This window comes from Nostoc sp. CALU 1950, from assembly GCF_051172895.1.
In the GTDB taxonomy this organism is placed as follows: Bacteria; Cyanobacteriota; Cyanobacteriia; order Cyanobacteriales; family Nostocaceae; genus Nostoc; species Nostoc edaphicum_A.
This window is the reverse complement of sequence record NZ_JBDNJQ010000331.1, coordinates 1-2755: the sequence shown is the minus strand read 5'-3', so window position 1 is coordinate 2755 and position 2755 is coordinate 1. Positions and strand designations below refer to the sequence as shown.

Genomic DNA, 2755 nt, shown 5'->3' with positions numbered 1-2755 from the left:
GAGGTACTTCAAAGTCGTATTGAGGTACTTCAAAGTCGTATTGAGGTACTTCAAAATCGTATTGAGGTACTTCAAAATCGTATTGAGGTACTTCAAAGTCGTTTTGAGGTACTTCAAAGTCGTGTTGAGGTATTAAATGATGAGTTTTCTTGCCTTAACCCGATTTACGGCAAAGGCGATCGCGCTCAAAAGTATCATAAGGGACTGACAAATAAAAAAACATCCCAAATTTTCTTGTGGGATGGGTGTCCCCACCCGTCCCAGATTTAGGGCGCTCATGTTGCCCACCCCACAAAATGGATAATTTATTTGTCGGAAGTCCCTAAATATAATTCAACTATAGGACTCCCCTTGAAAAGGCTACGGTGTACACATAAGTTATTCAATAACTACCAGTCCTCGAATTACCCTAACCCTACTCTTATAAAGGCTACGGTGTACACACAAGTCTTGTCGAAGCCATATCATTAATAAATCTTGCACTACGTTTCTATCCCGCCTCGGAATGAATTCCGAGTCTCATAGCCCAAGTCCACTTAAGTGGACTTGGGCTATTAGCCCTGAACTTTAGTTCTGGGCGGGATGTCGGTAAGTATGACAATTTAACTCTGGTGTAATGCGGCACTACCCCGTTTACTGCTTGAACACTCGTAATTTTATAAATACACCTAAAAATCCGAAAAGTTGTACATTAAGTTTGTATATATGACTATTAATACTAAATCTAAGTGCAAGCTGATGGTAGAACCTTTAACGGCAGCAGTGATTGTCTCTTTATTTTTCTCAGAGGCAGTTAAAGAAGGTGGAAAAGCTTTAGGAAAAGGTGCGGCTGATACATTTACGCTTCTAATAAATACCATCCGTGAAAAGTTTAAAGCAGAGGGAACAGAAGGCTTGTTGAAACGAGCAGAAAATGACCCCACAGAAGTGAATAAGACAAAGCTACAAGATGAACTGCAAACCCAAATCGATACTGATGAAGCGTTTGCTCAGAAACTTAAGGAACTAGTCGAGCAGCTACAAGCACAAGATCAAAAGATACGTCAGGTAGTTCTGAGTGAGATTGAATTAACTGGTGATTTGAAAGCCAAAGACATCAGCCAGAAAGCCGCGCGGGATGGTTCGGTTGAGCAGGAAATGATTAAAGGGGTGAAAGCACAAAACATTGATGTAGGCAACTTAAATCAAGAAGCCTGAAATCATGACTAATCATTCAGACTCTCAAGTTACCAGACAAGAAATCTTTAAGGATGTCCAGGCTAATGGCAATATTACAGTCGGAAATATTACCCAGATTTACAAAATCGTAAACAATTTGGGTGAGCTTCCTAAACCAACAGGTTTCCCCCAAAATATTCCTGCTAGCAACACAGATAAATTTGTCGGACGAGAAAGAGAATTAGAACGCCTCCACCAACAGCTACAAAGCAATCATTCGGTGGTAATTGCTGCTGTTGAAGGTATGGGGGGAGTTGGTAAAACCGAATTAGCAATCCAGTATTCACTACTACATTTACAGTTGGACAATTACCCAGGGGGTATCTGCTGGTTAAGAGCCAGAGAGTCAGATATTGGGCTGCAAATATTAGAATTTGCTACAACAGACTTGAGCTTGCACCCACCAGAGAATTTGGAGTTACCAGAACAAGTACGTTGGTGTTGGCAACATTGGCGACAGGGGGAGACGCTAATAGTTTTCGATGATGTTAAAAATTTCAGTCACGTCAAACCGTATCTACCACCCCAACTATCCCAGTTCAAAGTACTCATTACTACACGCCTCAAATTAGATTTAGCTGGTTCTTTGTTTTTGAAGGTTTTATCAGAGACAGACGCACTCTTATTACTAGCTCAATTGATTGGAGAAGAAAAGCAAAACCAAGAATTAGCACTTGCTAAAGAACTTTGTCAGCGTTTGGGCTATTTGCCCCTAGCTTTGCAATTAGTTGGCAGGTATGTAAAGAAACGCAACATAACTTTAGCTGATATGCTAAAACGGTTGGAGGAAAAAGGGTTAGGACATCCTTCGTTAGTCGTGAAGGAAAATGACCCCACTTGGACTTTAAACGTAAAAAATGGAGTAGCGGCGGCTTTTGAGTTGAGTTGGTCAGAATTAAGTGATGATGCCCAACAATTAGGATGTTTACTCAGTTTATTTGCTTTGGCTCCAATTCCTTGGTCGTTGGTGGAACGTGCTGCAACAGAGCAAGATTCTGAAGAATTAGAAGATGCCAGAGTTGAATTAGAAAATTTGCACCTGTTACAGGGTGGAGATACTTATCAATTACATCAATTAATTCAAGAATTTCTGAGAAATAAGCAAAATAATTTAGTTAATGCGGACGAACAAAAAGATAACTTTTGTAAAGTTTTTGTAGGAGTGGCACAGAGTATTCCCGATTCACCAACTCTACAGTTAATTACAAGTGTCAAAGATGCGATCGCACATTTAGCAGAGGTGGCACAAAATCTGACTGATGCAGTCAGTGATAAAAATTTAATTTCGGTTTTTGTTGGATTATATGCATTTTATTCTGGACAGGGATTATATGCGATCGCAGAACCCTGGTGTCAGCTATGTGTATCAGTACTACAATCCCGCTTAGGAGAAGAGCATCCCGATGTCGCCTCCAGTTACAACAACCTGGCAGAACTCTACTATTACCAAGGACTGTACAGCGAAGCCGAACCACTGTTGAAAAAAGCATTATCACTTTTGCAACGGCTGCTGGGAGAAGAGCATCCCTCAGTCGCC

3 protein-coding genes are annotated in these 2755 nt (G+C 40.8%); all 3 read left to right on the top strand.

The genetic code is table 11. The features are described from left to right. Positions 1 to 270: hypothetical protein (locus ABF638_RS37610; RefSeq protein ID WP_435027825.1), on the top strand; the 270-nt coding region annotated here is incomplete at its 5' end. Between the two features lie 435 nt (positions 271 to 705). Continuing rightward, positions 706 to 1197, top strand: coding sequence for a hypothetical protein (locus ABF638_RS37605; RefSeq protein ID WP_435027824.1), 492 nt, complete (start codon positions 706 to 708; stop codon positions 1195 to 1197). Positions 1198 to 1201: 4 nt separating this feature from the next. Next, the coding region (locus tag ABF638_RS37600) for a tetratricopeptide repeat protein (RefSeq protein ID WP_435027823.1) at positions 1202 to 2755 on the top strand (1554 nt) is incomplete at its 3' end.

What these genes read in the sequence shown, in the direction of transcription:
- ABF638_RS37605 (WP_435027824.1), top strand. Translation starts at nt 706, where the DNA reads ATGACTATTAATACTAAATCTAAGTGCAAGCTGATGGTAGAACCTTTA.